Origin of the sequence: Dyella lutea (genome assembly GCF_024158035.1) — a bacterium.
GTDB classification, from domain to species: domain Bacteria; phylum Pseudomonadota; class Gammaproteobacteria; order Xanthomonadales; family Rhodanobacteraceae; genus Dyella_A; species Dyella_A lutea.
Genome location: NZ_JAMZEK010000001.1, coordinates 394,064 through 409,181 on the forward strand (window position 1 = coordinate 394,064; position 15,118 = coordinate 409,181).

The 15,118-nt window shown below is 64.0% G+C and carries 14 protein-coding genes; 9 read left to right on the forward strand and 5 right to left on the reverse strand.

Going from position 1 to position 15,118, the window contains the following annotated elements; genetic code table 11:
• Positions 1 to 16 precede the first annotated feature (16 nt).
• Genes mnmE through rpmH form a run of 4 tightly spaced genes read right to left on the reverse strand, consistent with a single transcriptional unit; the run spans position 17 to position 3,734 of the window.
• A complete protein-coding gene (mnmE, locus tag NC595_RS01820) occupies positions 17 to 1,366 on the reverse strand; it encodes a tRNA uridine-5-carboxymethylaminomethyl(34) synthesis GTPase MnmE (protein WP_253564488.1) in 1,350 nt (449 codons plus the stop codon).
• Positions 1,367 to 1,415: 49 nt separating this feature from the next.
• Positions 1,416 to 3,149 carry a membrane protein insertase YidC gene (yidC, locus tag NC595_RS01825; protein ID WP_253564489.1) on the reverse strand — a complete coding sequence of 578 codons (1,734 nt, stop codon included), beginning with the start codon at positions 3,147 to 3,149 and terminating at the stop codon, positions 1,416 to 1,418.
• A gap of 55 nt (positions 3,150 to 3,204) precedes the next feature.
• Positions 3,205 to 3,585, reverse strand: a complete 381-nt coding sequence (gene rnpA, locus NC595_RS01830) for a ribonuclease P protein component (protein ID WP_253564492.1) — start codon at positions 3,583 to 3,585, stop codon at positions 3,205 to 3,207.
• Between the two features lie 14 nt (positions 3,586 to 3,599).
• The gene (rpmH, locus tag NC595_RS01835; protein WP_008211413.1) at positions 3,600 to 3,734 is read right to left on the reverse strand and encodes a 50S ribosomal protein L34; all 135 of its coding nucleotides are present in this window, start codon (positions 3,732 to 3,734) and stop codon (positions 3,600 to 3,602) included.
• A gap of 192 nt (positions 3,735 to 3,926) precedes the next feature.
• On the opposite strand from rpmH, the gene dnaA reads away from it, so the two are divergent.
• The 9 genes from dnaA (at position 3,927) to NC595_RS01880 (ending at position 14,278) form a co-directional block, all read left to right on the forward strand.
• Positions 3,927 to 5,273, forward strand: coding sequence for a chromosomal replication initiator protein DnaA (gene dnaA / locus NC595_RS01840; protein ID WP_253564494.1), 1,347 nt, complete (start codon positions 3,927 to 3,929; stop codon positions 5,271 to 5,273).
• A 253-nt stretch (positions 5,274 to 5,526) separates the two neighbouring features.
• On the forward strand, positions 5,527 to 6,627 hold the full coding sequence (dnaN, locus tag NC595_RS01845; RefSeq protein ID WP_253564495.1) for a DNA polymerase III subunit beta: 1,101 nt from the start codon (positions 5,527 to 5,529) through the stop codon (positions 6,625 to 6,627).
• A gap of 96 nt (positions 6,628 to 6,723) precedes the next feature.
• Positions 6,724 to 7,797, forward strand: coding sequence for a DNA replication/repair protein RecF (gene recF, locus NC595_RS01850; RefSeq protein WP_253564496.1), 1,074 nt, complete (start codon positions 6,724 to 6,726; stop codon positions 7,795 to 7,797).
• A 74-nt stretch (positions 7,798 to 7,871) separates the two neighbouring features.
• Positions 7,872 to 10,292 carry a DNA topoisomerase (ATP-hydrolyzing) subunit B gene (gyrB, locus tag NC595_RS01855; RefSeq protein WP_253564498.1) on the forward strand — a complete coding sequence of 807 codons (2,421 nt, stop codon included), beginning with the start codon at positions 7,872 to 7,874 and terminating at the stop codon, positions 10,290 to 10,292.
• A gap of 221 nt (positions 10,293 to 10,513) precedes the next feature.
• Positions 10,514 to 11,803 (forward strand): tetratricopeptide repeat protein, encoded by a 1,290-nt coding sequence (locus tag NC595_RS01860; RefSeq protein ID WP_253564500.1) that lies wholly within the window; start codon positions 10,514 to 10,516, stop codon positions 11,801 to 11,803.
• Between the two features lie 201 nt (positions 11,804 to 12,004).
• Entirely contained in the window at positions 12,005 to 12,664 is a 660-nt protein-coding gene (locus NC595_RS01865) for an energy transducer TonB (RefSeq protein ID WP_253564502.1), read from the forward strand.
• 47 nt (positions 12,665 to 12,711) lie between these two features.
• Positions 12,712 to 13,446 (forward strand): MotA/TolQ/ExbB proton channel family protein, encoded by a 735-nt coding sequence (locus NC595_RS01870; protein WP_253564503.1) that lies wholly within the window; start codon positions 12,712 to 12,714, stop codon positions 13,444 to 13,446.
• A gap of 11 nt (positions 13,447 to 13,457) precedes the next feature.
• The gene (locus NC595_RS01875; protein ID WP_253564505.1) at positions 13,458 to 13,868 is read left to right on the forward strand and encodes an ExbD/TolR family protein; all 411 of its coding nucleotides are present in this window, start codon (positions 13,458 to 13,460) and stop codon (positions 13,866 to 13,868) included.
• A 5-nt stretch (positions 13,869 to 13,873) separates the two neighbouring features.
• Positions 13,874 to 14,278, forward strand: a complete 405-nt coding sequence (locus tag NC595_RS01880; protein WP_017461658.1) for an ExbD/TolR family protein — start codon at positions 13,874 to 13,876, stop codon at positions 14,276 to 14,278.
• A gap of 76 nt (positions 14,279 to 14,354) precedes the next feature.
• Here NC595_RS01880 and NC595_RS01885 read toward each other — a convergent pair whose 3' ends face one another.
• The gene (locus tag NC595_RS01885; protein ID WP_253564506.1) at positions 14,355 to 15,098 is read right to left on the reverse strand and encodes a pyridoxine 5'-phosphate synthase; all 744 of its coding nucleotides are present in this window, start codon (positions 15,096 to 15,098) and stop codon (positions 14,355 to 14,357) included.
• Between the last annotated feature and the right edge of the window lie 20 nt (positions 15,099 to 15,118).

Sequence of the window (15,118 nt, forward strand, 5' to 3'; positions counted from 1 at the left end):
TGGGCGCGAACAGGCGCTACTTGCCGATGCAGAACGAGCCGAAGATCGCGCCGAGCAGATCGTCACTGGTGTACGTGCCAGTGATCTCGCCCAGCGTGTGCTGGGCCTGGCGCAGTTCTTCCGCGGCAAGCTCACCCGCGCGCAACGCACCCAGCGCGTGGGCCGCCTGAGCCAGTCGGTTCCCGACCCGCCGCAACGCGTCGACGTGGCGGCGGCGCGCGCTGAAGGCACCTTCGCCACCGGTCTGACCCGCGAGCCGTTTGAACGCCTCGCGCAGTGCATCCACGCCGAGACCGGTACGCGCCGACAGCCATAGCGTCTGGATCGCGTCCACCGTCCCGGTGGCGGGAAGCCCGCCATCGCGGTCGATCTTGTTCACCACCACCACGCGCGTGATGTCCGGCGGGAGCGAGGTCAGCAGGGCCAGGTCCTCCGCGTGGTGCGCCTGTTCGGTCACCAGCAACGCGACGTCGGCCATGGCCAGTTCGCCATGCGCACGGCGCACGCCTTCGCGCTCGACCTCGTCCTCGGTATCGCGCAGCCCCGCGGTATCGGCCAGCTCCAGCGCGATGCCGTCGAGCCACACGGTTTCGCGCAGTACGTCGCGGGTGGTGCCGGCGATCGATGTGACGATGGCGCGATCCCGTCCGGCCAGCGCGTTGAGCAGGCTGGACTTGCCCGCGTTCGGCCGGCCGACGATGACCACCCGAAGGCCGTCGCTCAGCCGCACCCCGCGTTCGGCCTCTTGCAGCAATGCCGCGTGCCCGGCGCGCAACTCCTGCAGTTTCCGGGCAATGGCCGGATCGGCGAGAAAGTCGATTTCTTCCTCGGGAAAGTCGATCGCCGCTTCCACGTGCACGCGCAGGTCGATCAGTTGCTGCAGCAGATCGAGCACCCGGCGCGAAAAAGCGCCTTCCATCGACTGCAGCGCGGCCCGGGCCGCTGCTTGCGAGCGGGCCGCGACCAGATCGGCGACCGCCTCGGCCTGGGCGAGATCGAGCTTGCCGTTGAGGAATGCCCGCTCGGTGAACTCGCCGGGTCGGGCCAGTCGCGCACCTAGCGCGCATACCCGGCGCAGCAAGGCGTCGAGCAACACCACGCTGCCGTGTCCCTGCAATTCGAGCACGTGTTCGCCGGTGTAGGAATGCGGGGCCGGGAAGTACAGCAGCAGGCCGCGATCGATCAGCTCGCCGTCGGCGCCGCGGAAGGCGGCGAAGTGCGCATGCCGCGGCGTCGGCGCACGGCCGAGAAGGACCTGCGCGATTGCCGGGACGCCCGGCCCGGACACCCGCACCACGCCGACACCGGCCGCGCCTGCTGCGGTAGCGATGGCAGCGATGGTGTCGTGGTTCGCGGTGGCATTCACGCGGAGGACTCCCGACATGGAACGGCCCGCCAGGGGCGGGCCGTCCGGATCAGCGGCTGGCCAGCGCCTTGGCGGCCTCGGCGCGATCGATACGTCGCGTGACCCACCACTGCTGCGCCAGACGGCACAGGCCGTTGACGATGTAGTACAGCACCAGGCCAGCAGGGAAGAAGGCAAACATCACGCCGAACATCAGCGGCATGAACTTCATCATCTTCGCCTGCGTCGGGTCCATGCCCGGCTGGGTCGGCATCATCCACTGGGTCATGAGCATCACGCCCATGTAGAGCACCGGCAGCACGAAGTACGGATCGGCCGCGGACAGGTCGTGGATCCAGCCGATGAACGGTGCCTGGCGCAGCTCCACGCTCTCGCGCAGCACGGTGTACAGAGCGAAGAAGATCGGGATGGTGATGAGGATCGGCAGGCAACCGGCGACCGGGTTGATCTTTTCCTTCTTGTACAGCTCCATCATCGCCTGCTGCATCTTCTGCTTGTCGTCGCCGTAACGCTCCTTCAGCGCGTCCATCCGCGGCTTGAGCTTGCGCATGCGCGCGGCGGAAACGTACTGCGCCTCGCTGAGCTTATAGATCGCAAGGTTGATCAGCAGCACCAGCAGGATGATCGCGAAACCCCAGTTGCCGACCAGGTGGTGCAGGTGGGAGAGGATCCAGTGCAGTGGGCTGGCGACGATCGAGAAGATGCCGTAGTCCAAAGCCAGCTCGAAGCCCGGCGCCAGCGCGCCGAGCTGCTCGCGCAGCTTCGGTCCGACGTACAGGCGGGCATCGGTGGTGCTGCTCTGACCCGGCGCCACGGTGATCGACGGGCCCATGTCGCGCACCAGATAGCGTGGGCCGTCCTGGTCGTTGATCACCGTGCTGGAGAAGGTGTCGGCCTCGCTCGCCGGCGGCAGCCAGGCGGTGACGAAGTAGTGCTGCTCCATCGCCAGCCAGCCACCGGTGACCGGCTGGTTCAGCGGCTCCTTGGCAAATTTGTCGAAGGCCAGCTTGTCGAACTTGTGCTCCGGGCTGTACCACGCGGCACCGAAGAAGCTGTAGCGCGACTGGTCGGAGAACTTCGCCAGGAAATTGCTGTGCACCGGAGCCGGCGGCACCACACGCTGCAGCTGGCGGTAGGCGTTGCCGGTCCACGGCTTGGCGCTGCCGTTGTCGATCTTTTGGCTCAGGTCGACCACGTAGCTGCCGCGGTGCAGGGTGTAGCGCTTGATGACCTTCAGGCCGGAGGGGTCGGTCCAGGTGAGGTCCACGTTGAGCGCGTCCTGGCCGTTGGCCAGCGTGTAGCTGGCCTGCGTCGACTGGAACAGCGCGCGGTGGTCCGGCGCCGGGCCGGTGCCGCTGATCAGACCGTCCTGGGCGGCGAAGAAATGCGAGCCGGTATCGTCGAGCAGGCGGATCGGCGCGGGATCCGGATCCCTCTTCGTACGCGGTGTAACCGGGTAGTCCAGCAGTTCCGAGCGGACCAGGCTGCCGCCGCGGGTGTCGATGGTCAGCCGCAGCACGTCGGTGGTAACGGTGATCAGCTGTGTCTTGTCGCCGGCGGCCGGTTTGGCCACCTCGTTCGACGGCAGCGCTGGCGTGGTCGGCACGGACGCACCCGGAACGCTTCCGTCAGCGGTGGTCGCAGCTGCCGGTGCGGCGGCGGTGCCTGCGGCCGCCACGGCGGGTACGGCTGGTTGCGGACCGTAGTCCTTTTCCCAGGCGTTCCACAGCAGGTAGGCCACGGCCACCAGGGCAAACAGGAGGAAGGTACGCGTTTGGTTCATCGCGAGGCAGGTCCGGTGGGCGCGTCGCCAAGGCGCGGCGACGGAAGAAAATAGGTCAACGCGCGATTGTGCCGGCCGCGGGATCGGGCTTCAACGGCAGGAGCTTGCGCCACAACAGGTCAAGCTCGGCCAGCAATTCCGTTCCGGGCAAGTGTGCAGCTTGCTCGCGCGCCATCACCACGAGGTCGATCGCGGGCAATTGGTGGCGAATGCGGCGGAATGATTCACGCACAAGACGCTTGATGCGGTTGCGCTCGACCGCGCGCTTGGAAACTCGCTTCGAGATCGCCAGGCCGAGCCGGGCGTGGCCGTGATCGTTCGGTCGATACCGCACAGAAAAACAGCGGCCGCCAAGGCGGCCGCTGGCGTGGCGCAGAGCGGCGAAATCACCGGCGCGGCGAAGCCGCGCCTCGCGCGGCAGGCCGGCGGCACGCATGGCTTGCGCGCCGCTTACGGGATCAGGCGCTTGCGGCCCTTGGCGCGGCGCGCATTGAGAATCTTGCGACCGTCGGCCGTGGCCATGCGGGCACGAAAGCCGTGGGTGCGGGCGCGCTTGAGCTTGCTGGGCTGGAAGGTCCGCTTCATGGCTTCCTCCTGATTAATGGTGAGAAAAAGGTTGGAAATTATGCGGAGTTGCTTGACCTGCTGTCAAATAGCCCCTCGTCCGGGCTGTGGACGGGGGTGTGGATAAATCTGCCATTCGCGGTGGATGGTGCTGTTAGACTTTCGCGTCCACCCTGCGCGCAAGCGCCCCTGCCGTGGTTGAAAGAACGATTCATGAGTGATCTCTGGCGGCGCTGCCTCGAGCGTCTGGAAGGCGAGCTCGGCGCCGACGAACTGCACACCTGGCTGATGCCCCTGCAAGCGCGGGACGCGCATACCGGGCTGCAGTTGTTCGCCCCGAACCCCTACACCCTGGACACCGTTCGCGACCGCTACCTGGCGCGGATCGAAGCGGTGATCGAACAGCTCACCGGGCATGTGCTCGAGGTGCGTCTCGAAGTCGGGTCGAACACCTCACGCGCCCCGACGACGCGATCTGGGTCGGCCACTGCCCCCGCACGCCCGGCGGCAGTGGCCCAGGTCCCTCAGGGCGCGCCGTTCGTCCACAACCTGGACCCGCACTACACCTTCGAGACCTTCGTCGAGGGCAAGTCCAACCAGCTCGGCAAAGCGGCTGCCATCCAGGTGGCGACCAACCCGGGACGCGCCTACAACCCCCTGCTGCTGTATGGGGGCACCGGGCTGGGCAAGACCCATCTCATGCATGCCGCGGGCAATCTGATGCGCGAGCACAACCCGGACTTCAAGGTGCTGTACCTGCGCTCCGAGCAGTTCGTCGGCTCGATGATCGAGGCGCTGCGGACCAAGAGCATGGACCAGTTCAAGCAACGGTTCCGCTCGGTCGACGCCCTGCTGATCGACGATATTCAGTTCTTTGCCGGGAAGGACACTACGCAGGAAGAGTTCTTCCACACGTTCAACGCGCTGTTCGAGTCCAAACAGCAGATCATCCTCACCTGCGACCGCTACCCGAAGGAAGTGGACAAGCTCGAGCCGAGGCTGAAGTCGCGGCTGGGCTGGGGCCTTTCTGTGGCGATCGAACCGCCTGATTTCGAGACGCGCGCCGCGATCCTGCTGTCCAAGGCGCAGGACAAGGGCGTGCAGGTAAGCGAGAGCGTGGCGATGTTGCTGGCCAAGCGTATCCGCTCCAACGTTCGTGACCTGGAAGGCGCGCTCAACACGCTCGCGGCCAAGGCCAACTTCTTCGGTCGACCGATCACCACCGATTTCGCGGAGGAAACCCTGCGCGACCTGCTGGCTACGCACGCCCAGGCTGTCACGGTACCGAACATCCAGAAGATCGTCGCCGAGTACTTCAACGTGCGTCTGCAGGACCTGTTGTCCAAACGGCGCGTGCGCTCGCTGGCGCGTCCGCGGCAGATGGCGATGGCGCTGGCGAAGGAACTGACCGAGCACAGCCTGCCCGAGATCGGGGAAGCATTCGGTGGGCGGGACCACACGACCGTCCTGCATGCCTGCCGGACGATCAAGAAGCTGTGCGAGACCGATGCACGCATGCGGCAGGACTGGGAGCAGCTCATCCGGACCCTTACCGGTTGAGGTTCGGCCCGGATCCAGCCACAAGCTCTTGATAAGACGTGCCGTAACTTGTGGATAAGCGGGGGATGTTTTGGCGTCGAAATTTATCCACAATTGGCGCACAGTCTCGCCAAGGCTTCAGACACAGGGTGGGTTTGCTGCAAAATTTTGATTTATAAGCAATGTTTGCCTAAATCCGGGTTTTGCACCGGTACAGCAACAACTACCGCCCTTCTTTTAAAAACAGAAAAGCAGTGTTAGGGGACGCCCACCTATGCAATTCAGCATCCAAAGAGAAGCCCTGCTCAAGCCGCTCCAGCAGGTCGTCGGCGTCGTCGAGAGGCGGCAGACCTTGCCGGTTTTGGCCAACCTGCTCGTCCGCGTCTCCGACGGTCGTGTTTCCCTGACCGGCACGGACCTGGAGGTCGAGATGGTCGCGACCACAGCGGCCGACAAGTTGGCCGATGGCGAAACCACGATTCCTGCGCGCAAGCTGTTCGACATTGTTCGTGCCTTGCCCGACGGCGCCCTCATCGAGCTGAAGCTCAACGGTGATCGGGTCGCTCTCAACGCGGGACGGAGTCGGTTCACTCTGGCGACGTTGCCGGCCGGGGAGTTCCCGACAATCGACGAAATCGAACTGGTCGAGAAGGTCAGCCTCCCTGAAGAAGTGCTCAAGGACCTGATGGAGCGCACGGCTTTCGCGATGGCGAACCAGGACGTGCGTTACTACCTCAACGGTATGCTGCTTGATCTGCAGGAACACACACTCCGTTGTGTGGCGACCGATGGTCACCGGCTGGCACTCAAGGAAACCCAGCTGGAAAGCTCGGTGTCCGCGCGCCGCCAGATCATCATTCCGCGGAAGGGCGTGAACGAGTTGATCGGTTTGTTCGAGAACGGGGACGGCACGGTCGAACTGGAGTTCGGACGGAACCATCTGCGGGTACGTCGCGGCGATGTGGTGTTCACCTCGAAGCTGATCGATGGCCGGTTCCCGGATTACGAAGCGGTGATCCCGCTCGGTGCGGACAAGCGCGCGACGCTGGATCGCGAGGTTCTGCGTGGAGCACTCCAGCGTGCGGCGATTCTCTCCAACGAAAAGTATCGCGGAGTGAAACTGGAGCTTTCTCCGGGCAGGCTGCGCATCGTGGCGCACAATCCCGAGCAGGAGGAGGCCGTCGAGGAAGTCGAGGCGGATACATCAGTTTCCGATCTCGCGGTGGGCTTCAATGTGGGTTATCTGCTGGACGCGCTGGCAGCACTGCGGGGAGACAAGGCTCGGCTCAACCTTCGCGACGCGCAGTCCAGCTGCCTCGTGCAGGAGGACGACAGCGAGCAGTCCCGCCATGTGATCATGCCGCTGCGACTCTGATGTTGATCACGTGAGCCGGAGGCGCTCGACCCGTATCGCCACTAGACGCCGGAGCCGTCGCCTGACGCTCCGGCGTTCTTCGTTGTGGATGTCCCCATGCGCCTGGTGAGACTGAAGATCAACTCGTTTAGGTGCTTTCGAGACGTTGAGCTTGAGTTGTCGCCCGGGATCAATGCTTTCGTCGGGCCCAATGGAGCAGGGAAGACCAGTCTGCTCGAGGCTGCATTTGTGCTTTCTCACGGACGCTCGTTTCGTAGCGGCGCCCGCGATGCGTTGATCCGGCGCGGAGAGCACTCCCTTGGCATCTTTGCCGAGGTGTTGCATGCCGATGGCCGGCTGGATCGCCTGGGCATGGGCAAGGATGGAGCGCATTGGCAGGCTCGCCTCAATTTCGAGGGCTGTTCGGTGGCCGAGCTGCTTGGAAGATGCGCAGTGGTCAGCTTCGATCCTGGCTCGCACGCACTGATTTCCGGGGGAGCCGAGGAGCGCCGGCGGTTTCTTGACTGGGGTGTGTTTCACGTGGAACACGCGTTCCTTGCGCTTTGGCGGCGTTACCAGCGTGCTCTGCGGCAGAGGAACAGCCTGCTTCGGAACAAGCATTCGGACGATGCCCTATTCGCGCCGTGGGAGTACGAACTGGACGAGAGCGCGGCGAACATCGATCGACTCAGGCGGAGCTACCTCGATCGCCTCGCTCCGGTTCTGGCGCAATCTGTGGCTACCTTGCTTCCGGAGCTGGGCGAGTTGAGCCTGCGTTATCGCCCGGGTTGGTCAGAACAAGGAACGTTGCGGGAGCAACTGGCCAGTTCCCGGGGGAGGGATCTTTCCAAGGGACACACGACTGTCGGCCCGCATCGGGCCGACTGGCAGATTGCCTTCGCGCACGCACCCGCTCGTGAGCATTTGTCGCGCGGCCAGGAGAAGCTCACCGCGCTGGCTTGCCTGCTCGCCCAGGCGGGACTTTTTTCGGAAGAGCGGGGGGAATGGCCGATCGTTTGTATCGATGATCTCGCCTCGGAGCTTGATCGGGCACATCAGGCGGCGCTCGTCGAGCAATTGCGTGCGGCCGACGCACAGGTTCTCGTCACCGGCACTGAGCTACCGGCCAGCCTGGATCCCCAGGCACGTGTGTTCCACGTGGAACAGGGTGTGGCAACGCCCCTGCTATAATTGAAAAGTTGACCATCCTCCGGCCCTTCGAGGCGCCATGCCGGGGGATTCTGGCGCCGGAGACCAGCCACCGAATGAACACGACTTACGATTCGAGCAACATCAAGGTACTCAAGGGCCTCGAAGCGGTGCGCAAGCGCCCCGGCATGTACATCGGCGACACCGATGACGGCACCGGCCTCCACCATATGGTGTTCGAAGTCGTCGATAACTCGATCGACGAAGCGCTCGCCGGCTATTGCGACCATGTCGTCGTCACCATCCACGACGATGGGTCGGTCAGCGTCAGCGACAACGGTCGCGGCATCCCGGTCGGCATGCACCCAGAGGAGGGTCGATCCACCGCTGAGGTGGTGATGACCGTGCTGCACGCGGGCGGCAAGTTCGACGACAACTCGTACAAGGTGTCCGGTGGCTTGCATGGTGTGGGCGTCTCGGTGGTCAATGCCCTGAGCGCGCACCTGTGGCTCACGATCTACCGCGAGGGCAAGGAGCACGTCCAGGAATACAAGCTGGGCGAGCCGCAGTACCCGGTGAAGGTGGTGGGCGAGACCACGCGCCGCGGCACCACGGTGCGCTTCCTTCCCAGCTCGGAAACCTTCAGCCAGGTCGAATTCCACTACGACATACTGGCCAAGCGTCTGCGCGAACTGGCCTTCCTCAACTCCGGCGTCACCATCGATCTGAGAGACGAGCGGGGCGAAGGGCGGCAGGATCGCTTTGCCTACGAGGGTGGCATTGCCTCGTTCGTACAGCATCTGTCCCAGCTGAAGACTCCGCTTCACCCGAACGTTATCAGCCTCAGCTCGATGTCCGAGCAGGACGGGATCTCGGTAGAGCTTGCGATGCAGTGGACGGACTCCTATCAGGAGACCGTGTTCTGCTTTACCAACAACATCCCGCAGCGAGATGGCGGTACCCATCTGACCGGCTTCCGTGCCGCGCTCACCCGTTCGCTGCAGGGCTACATCGAAAAGGAGGGGCTGGCCAAGAACGCCAAGGTCGCCCTGTCCGGCGATGACATGCGCGAAGGCCTGATCGCCGTGCTCTCGGTGAAGGTGCCTGATCCGAAGTTCTCGTCCCAGACCAAGGACAAGCTGGTTTCCTCCGAGGTCAAGACCGCCGTCGAGCAGGCGGTGAACGAAAAGCTTGGCGAGTTCCTGCTCGAGCATCCCAACGAAGCCAAGGCGATCGCCTCCAAGGCGGTCGATGCCGCACGGGCCCGCGAGGCGGCCCGCAAGGCGCGCGAGATGACCCGACGCAAGGGCGCGCTCGACATCGCCGGCCTGCCAGGCAAGCTGGCCGATTGCCAGGAAAAGGATCCTGCGCTTTGCGAGCTGTTCCTGGTCGAGGGTGATTCGGCAGGCGGTTCGGCCAAGCAGGGGCGCAACCGCAAGTATCAGGCCGTTCTGCCGCTTAAAGGCAAGATCCTCAACGTGGAAAAAGCGCGCTTCGACAAGATGCTGTCCTCGGCCGAGGTCGGCACGTTGATCACCGCGTTGGGCACCGGGATCGGCAAGGAGGACTACAACCCCGACAAACTGCGCTACCACCGCATCGTCATCATGACCGACGCGGACGTGGACGGTTCGCACATCCGCACATTGCTGCTGACGTTCTTCTACCGTCAGATGCCCGAGCTGATCGAGCGCGGCCACGTCTACATCGGCCTGCCGCCGCTCTACAAGCTCAAGCAGGGCAAACAGGAGCTGTACCTCAAGGACGATACCGCGTTGAACGAGTACCTGATCTCGAACGCGGTCGACAATGCCGAACTGGTCTATGCACCGGGCGCGCCGGCGATCACCGGCGAGGCTCTCGAAAAGCTGCTGCGCGACTACCAGCAAGCACTGGACCAGATCGTCCGTCTCAGCCACCGCGTTGATGCGGCGGTGTTGTCCGCGCTGCTCGAGCACCCGCCCATCGATGCGTCGCTCTGGGCCGAGGCGGATGCGATGCAGGGGTGGCTCGACGCCGTATCGGCCAAGCTCGCAGCCTCCGGCCTTGGCAAGCCGCGCTATCGACTGGCCCTTCGTGAGGCGATCGCCGACCAGCCGGCCGCGATCGAGGTGATCCGCGAGCAGCATGGGTTGAGCCACACCTGGCTGCTACCGCAATCGTTCTTTGCCAGCAGTGAATTCCGGCCGATCCTGTCGACCAGTCACCAGCTCTCGGGCCTGGTGCAACCCGGTGCGGTCATTCGGCGAGGCAATGCCTCGCGTGGCGTGGCTAGCTTCGCCGAGGTCCGCGCCTGGCTGCTCGACGAAGCCAAGAAGGGCCGTAGCATCCAGCGCTTCAAGGGCCTGGGCGAGATGAACCCAGAGCAGTTGTGGGAGACCACGGTGAATCCGGAAACCCGGCGCATGCTGCAGGTCGGTATCGAGGACGCTTTCGCTGCCGACCAGATGTTCTCCATGCTGATGGGCGAAGCCGTCGAACCACGCCGCGACTTCATCGAAGCCAATGCCCTGAAGGTGGCGAACCTCGACATCTGACAAGGTTCCGGCGAACCCGTCCGGCGGCGCTCATCCTTCTGGTGGCGCCGCCGTACTCGCGGGAGGCGCGTTACAGGTAACTGCATACGCGGCCGCATGCTAAATGTTTGATTTTTATAAAATCGTCATGTGGCACCGCGACTTGTTATCGATTGCATGTGCCGCTAGTCTTGGGGATCCCCTTACGCCTTTCTGCGCGTAATCCCGACATGAGGACAGCCATGAAGCATGCCCCCCTGTTCAAGTTGCTGGCAGGTGCGACCCTTGCCTTGACGATCGTCGCTGCGCCGGTGGCCCATGCCAGCCATGCAGACAAGGACAAGAAGGAAGCGTTGTACCCCAACGCGACCCGCAAGGAGCCCAAGCTCGACCTGACCAGCAGCAAGGATCAGAAGCAGCTCAACGAAGGCCTCGATGCAGTGAACTCGGGCGACGCGGCCAAGGCCGAGTCGGTCCTGCAGCCCATCCTGGACAAGAGCAAGAGCAAGTACGCCCAGGCACTGGCCCTGCAGGGTCTGGCCAGCCTGAAATACAACGCGGGCGACCTGAAGGGGGCGATCTCGCTGCTTTCCCAGGCACTGGCCAACGGGGTCATGCCGAATGACACCTACTTCCAGCTCGAATACGAGATGGCCCAGTTCCAGCTCGCGGACGAGCAGTACCAGGCATCGATCGACACGATCGCCAAGTGGCGCGCCGAGGGCAAGCGCGACACCGCGGATTCCCACGCGCTCGAAGGCAATGCCTACTACCGGCTGCAGAAGTATCCGGAGGCGATCGCCGCGATGAAGCAGGCGATGTCGATGTCCGACAAGCCGCAGAGCAGCTGGAACCAGATCCTGATGGCCAGCTATGCCGAGTCGGGCCAGAGCGACCAGGCCGCGCAGCTGGCCGAACAGCAGTTCGAGGCCAATCCGAATGACCCGACCACGCTGAACAATGCGGTGGCGGTGCTGATGCAGGCGCAGAAGTACCCGGAAGCCATCAAGCTAATGGAGAAGGCCAAGGCACAGGGTGTGCTGAAGTCCGACAAGGACTATGTGAATCTGGCCAAGCTCTACCTGATCACCGGCCAGACGTCCGACAACCCCAAGCCCAGCGCCCTTAAGGCCGTGCAGACCCTGGAGGACGGCATGGCCAGCGGGATCATCCCGAGCACCTACGAGAACAACAAGCTGCTCGGCGATGCGGCCTACGTGGCCGGTAACGAATCCAAGGCGGTCGCCGCGTACAAGAAGGCCATCCCGATGGCGACCGACGGCGAGGCTGCCGTTCGTGCCGGCCAGATCCTGGTGGTGCAGAATAAGAATCGCGAAGCGGTTCCGCTGATTCAGCAGGGTATTGCCAAGGGCGTGAAGCACCAGGGTTCGGCCTACATGCTGCTGGCCGAGGCCGAGCGCGGCCTGAAGAACAAGCCGGCCGCCATCGCGGCGATGAGGAAGGCCGCGCAGGATCCGGAAACCGCGGCAAAGGCCAAGGACTGGTTGCGGAAGGCAGGAGCCGGCAAGTAACGCCAAGGCCTTGTTCCCCGGGTACAAATAGACGTCCAAAACCCGTGCCCGGGAGCTATACAAACGCCTTGCGCTGATGTACCGTTGAAATCTTTCCGCGCGCGAAAAGTTCCCGCGTTTCATGGCCTTGTTAAGGCCTGAGACACCGCTTCAGCGCTGCGGCAAACGCCCACCGATCGACTAGCTCCAAGATAGTGACAGATGGCCTCAAGCAACCACGAAATCGACAATAAGTCGTTCAATTGGAGGCGCACCTGGGCGTTGGCAGCCGCCATCGCGCTGCATTCCTTCGCGTTCCTGATGCTGGTGGCGCCCATGGCCCCGCCCAAGCAGGCGCAAAAAGAGAAGGATAAGGTCGTCCAGGTAAACTTCATCGAGCCGCCGCCGCCGCCGCCGCCCCCGCCGCCGCCGCCGCCGGAGCCGCCGAAGCAGCCGCCCCCGAAGATCATCAAGCAGGTGCAGCCGCCGCCGACCCCGCCGCCGCCGGCTCCGCCGCCGCCGGTGGAAGAGGCGACGAACAACCCGGCACCGCCGGTTCCGCCCGCGCCGCCGGCACCCCCTGCGCCGCCGTCGGACATCACGGCCAGCCAGGACCTGAGCTACAACAGCCGTTTGCAGCCGCGCTATCCGCCGCAGGCGATCCGTCAACGTCACGAAGGTACGGTGACGCTGCTGATCCTGGTTGGTGTCGATGGCTCGGTGAAGGACGTCAAGGTGGACGTCTCGAGTGGTTATCGCGAGCTGGACCGCGCCGCCATCGAAGCTGCACGCCACTGGCGCTTCAACCCGACGATCCGCAATGGTCAGAAGGTCGAGGGCTACGCCCGTGTCCCGGTCAATTTCAACCTCAATCAGCTGTAATCCCCATTACAGTTACAGTTCACGCTTGACTTCCCAAGGGTAGCGTTATGTTCCAAGAGACCTCTGCACCTCTGTCCAATGCCGAAGCGATGAAGCAGATCGGCTTCGACGCACTTCTCCACAACCTTGATCCGCTGGGCTGGATCGTGCTGGTCACCCTGGTGATCATGTCCGTGTCCTCCTGGTACTTCATCGTCGCCAATGCGATCCGCAACGCAATGGTGCGTTCGCGTGCCGACAAGGTGATCGACGGCTTCTGGAACACCGGTTCCACTCAGGAAGCCATCCGCGAGCTCGAGGCCCAGCCGAAGAGCGAGCCGTTCTCCAAGATCGCGCTGGACGCGGCTTCGGCCGTCGCCCATCACCAGCAAGCTGCTGGTGGTGGCAACGGTCTGGCCCAGACCCTGAGCCGCTCGGAGTTCATCGATCGCGCCCTGCGTCAGGCCGTGGCCCGCGAGAGCCTGCGTCTGGAAGGCGGCCTGACCCTGCTGGCGACGGTCGGTTCGTCCGCTCCGTTCGTCGGTCTGCTCGGTACCGTGTGGGGCATCTACAACGCGCTGATCGGCATCGCTGCTGCCGGCAATGCGTCGATGGTGGCCGTGGCCGGCCCGGTGGGTGAGTCGCTGATCATGACCGCGATCGGTCTGTTCACCGCCATCCCGGCGGTGCTCGCCTACAACTTCTTCAATCGCTCCAACCGTCTGACCTACGCCCAGTTCGACGAGTTCGCGCACGACCTGCACGACTTCTTCGCCACTGGCGCGCGCGTCGAAGGCAAGTGAGGGTCTGACCCATGGCGATGAGCACCGGAAATTCCGGCGGTCCGATGTCGGAAATCAACGTCACGCCCCTCGTGGACGTGATGCTGGTGCTGCTGATTATCTTCATGATCACGGCACCGCTGGCCAGCCATCGGATCACCGTCAAGCTACCCACGGCGACTCCGATCAAGGCGGACAACAAGCCCATCAAGCCGCTGGACCTGGCCGTGCAGGCAGACGGATCGATGTTCCTCAACGATGCATCGGTGGATGAGAACCAGCTGAAGGCCGCCCTGGCCGTTGCTGCGTCCGAGTCGCCCCAGCCGGAACTCCAGATCCGCGCCGACAAGACGACCGAGTACAAGATCGTGAAGAAGATCCTCTCCGATGCGAAGGACCAGGGCATGGTCCACGTCGGTTTCATCACGACGGCGAAGGAGTAACGACCATGGCTTTCAGTACGGGAAGCGGCAAGGGACCGATGGCGGACATCAACGTCACGCCCCTCGTGGACGTGATGCTGGTGCTGCTGATCATATTCATGCTCACCGCGCCGATCGTGACGCATGACGTGAAGATCGATTTGCCGCAGCCGACCAACAATCCGCCGCCGGATACCGATCATCTTGATCCGATCCGTCTGAAGATCGATGCATCGGGAGCCTATTACTGGAACGATGTGCCTGTCGACGAGGCAGGCATGAAGGCCCAGATGGCGGTGATCGCGCAGCAGACCAACCAGCCGGAAATCCAGATCAACGCGGATGACGCGGTGGCCTACGAGTATCTCGCTAGGGCCCTGGCGGACGCGAAGAGCTACGGCCTGGTCAAGATCGGCTTCACCGAGCAGTAACCCTGCTCGGAGCACAAGCGTGAACTGAAACCCCCGCCTCGGCGGGGGTTTTCTTTTGGGCAAACCGGTCGCCGAACTAGTCGAGGATCTGCAGGTAACGACGCACCGTTGCCGCCATTCCTTCGTAGAGCGCCTCGCCGATCAACGCGTGACCGATCGACACCTCGGCCAGGCCGGGAATGGCCGCCTTGAAAGTGCCGAGGTTTGCCTGGCTCAGATCGTGTCCTGCGTTGACCGCCAGCCCGGCCTGCTGCGCGCGCCGGGCCGTTTCCACGCAAGCGGCCAGTGCGTCGCCGACGCGGCCTTCCGCAAATGCAGCGGCGTACGGGCCGGTATAGATCTCCACGCGTTGTGCGCCGATGCGCACCGCCGGCTCGAAGTTCGTCGTCCCGGCATCCACGAACAGGCTGACCCGGCAACCGATTTCGCGGAAGCCAGCCACCAGTGGCGCCAGCCGGTCCGCGTCACGCGCCAGATCGAAACCGTGGTCCGAGGTGATCTGTCCGTCGCCGTCCGGCACCAGGGTGATCTGGGTCGGGCGGACCTCGCGCGCCAGTGCGAGCAGACCGGGATAGCTTCCGCGCGCCCCGGCGAACGGATTGCCCTCGATGTTGTATTCGACGCGCCCCCGCAACAGTTGCGCCAGCATCCGCACATCGTCGGGTCGGATGTGCCGCAGGTCCGGGCGCGGATGGACGGTGATGCCCCCGCAGCCGGCCTCGATGCAGGTGTGTGCGGCCCGGGCGAGAGAAGGCTCGTCGCCGCCGCGCGAGTTGCGCAGTACGGCGATCTTGTTGAGGTTGACGCTCAGCAGGGTCATCTAAGTCGGCACCGGCGCAG

Excerpts from the sequence above, each read along its gene's own strand:
- NC595_RS01885 (WP_253564506.1), bottom strand. The coding sequence starts at position 15,098 with ATGACCCTGCTGAGCGTCAACCTCAACAAGATCGCCGTACTGCGCAAC.
- recF (WP_253564496.1), top strand. The coding sequence starts at position 6,724 with ATGCGCCTGGTGAGACTGAAGATCAACTCGTTTAGGTGCTTTCGAGAC.
- rnpA (WP_253564492.1), bottom strand. The coding sequence starts at position 3,585 with ATGCGTGCCGCCGGCCTGCCGCGCGAGGCGCGGCTTCGCCGCGCCGGT.
- gyrB (WP_253564498.1), top strand. The coding sequence starts at position 7,872 with ATGAACACGACTTACGATTCGAGCAACATCAAGGTACTCAAGGGCCTC.
- dnaN (WP_253564495.1), top strand. The coding sequence starts at position 5,527 with ATGCAATTCAGCATCCAAAGAGAAGCCCTGCTCAAGCCGCTCCAGCAG.
- NC595_RS01860 (WP_253564500.1), top strand. The coding sequence starts at position 10,514 with ATGAAGCATGCCCCCCTGTTCAAGTTGCTGGCAGGTGCGACCCTTGCC.
- NC595_RS01875 (WP_253564505.1), top strand. The coding sequence starts at position 13,458 with ATGGCGATGAGCACCGGAAATTCCGGCGGTCCGATGTCGGAAATCAAC.
- yidC (WP_253564489.1), bottom strand. The coding sequence starts at position 3,149 with ATGAACCAAACGCGTACCTTCCTCCTGTTTGCCCTGGTGGCCGTGGCC.
- NC595_RS01880 (WP_017461658.1), top strand. The coding sequence starts at position 13,874 with ATGGCTTTCAGTACGGGAAGCGGCAAGGGACCGATGGCGGACATCAAC.
- NC595_RS01870 (WP_253564503.1), top strand. The coding sequence starts at position 12,712 with ATGTTCCAAGAGACCTCTGCACCTCTGTCCAATGCCGAAGCGATGAAG.
- rpmH (WP_008211413.1), bottom strand. The coding sequence starts at position 3,734 with ATGAAGCGGACCTTCCAGCCCAGCAAGCTCAAGCGCGCCCGCACCCAC.
- dnaA (WP_253564494.1), top strand. The coding sequence starts at position 3,927 with ATGAGTGATCTCTGGCGGCGCTGCCTCGAGCGTCTGGAAGGCGAGCTC.
- NC595_RS01865 (WP_253564502.1), top strand. The coding sequence starts at position 12,005 with ATGGCCTCAAGCAACCACGAAATCGACAATAAGTCGTTCAATTGGAGG.